The 957-nt window shown below is 66.7% G+C and carries 2 protein-coding genes; one reads left to right on the top strand and one right to left on the bottom strand.

The window, feature by feature from the left end:
- Positions 1-192, bottom strand: a 192-nt coding sequence (locus tag HLUSI_RS30135) for a LysR family transcriptional regulator (RefSeq protein ID WP_040503795.1), incomplete at its 3' end; no start/stop codon positions are given.
- A gap of 137 nt (positions 193-329) precedes the next feature.
- Here HLUSI_RS30135 and HLUSI_RS30130 point away from each other — a divergent pair.
- The coding region (locus HLUSI_RS30130) for an MnmC family methyltransferase (protein WP_040503794.1) at positions 330-957 on the top strand (628 nt) is incomplete at its 3' end.

The raw sequence follows: 957 nt of genomic DNA, 5'->3' as shown, positions 1-957 counted from the left end.
CGGGGTCAGCGTCAGGCGGCGCGGCGCGCGGATGAACAATTCCACGCCCAGGGTTTGTTCGAGCGTGACGATGCCGTGGCTGACGGCGCTGGGAGTGACGTTGAGTTCGGCGGCGGCGAGCTTGAAGCTCTGGTGGCGGCCGGCGGCTTCAAAGAAGCGCAGGGAAGAAAGCGGTGGCAGGCGAAGCGGCATGGCAGGTGTTCCCCAACGGCGGTCTGGCGGAGGCGGCGATGGACTGAACCAAGCCGGCGCTGCCGCAACGTGATGGAGGGACAGCGTATCATATTGCTGCTGCGGCCGACGGCCGCTCCCGAACCCTCGATGCCCGCATGACACCTGCCGCTTTTGCTTCCGCCAGTTTCACCGACGCCGCCTTGCGCGGGCATTGGCGCGGTCGGGCGGTTTATACCATTTTGCAGGCCGGCTACAGCGATGCGTTCCTGCAAGCGTGGGCGGCATTGCGCGAGCAGGGCGACGATGTTGATACGCCGCAGCGCCTGCATTATTTGCTGATCGATGCAGCACTGCCGACGGCGCAGCAATTGCGTGCGATGGCGCCGACCAATGCGCTCGCCGGCGAACTTGCCAACGTCTCGCCGCCGTTGACGCCCGGCTATCATCGGCTGTTGCTGGAGCAGGGCCGCGTGGTGCTGACGCTGATCATCGGTGAGGTCGCCGCGAGCCTGGCGCAGGTCGATGCGCGGGTTGATCTGTTCCTGTTGCAGGACGCCGCCATGTGGAACGCGCCGCAGTTGAAACGGCTGGCGCGACTGGCGACCCCGCGCGCGCAATTGCGTATGGGCGGGGCCTGGCGCGCATCATCCGCTGAGTTGGCTGCGGCAGGTTTCACGATGGATGAAGACGACAAGCTGACCGCGCATTTCACGCCGCGCTGGAAGGTGGCCGAACGCGCCGTTCCGCAAGATCGCCGCGCGCTCGTGATCGGCGCCGGCCTGG

Source organism: Herbaspirillum lusitanum P6-12 (assembly GCF_000256565.1).
Classification (GTDB): Bacteria; Pseudomonadota; Gammaproteobacteria; order Burkholderiales; family Burkholderiaceae_D; genus Herbaspirillum; species Herbaspirillum lusitanum.
Note: the sequence above shows the minus strand (reverse complement) of the source record. Positions and strands in the feature narration are given on the sequence as shown.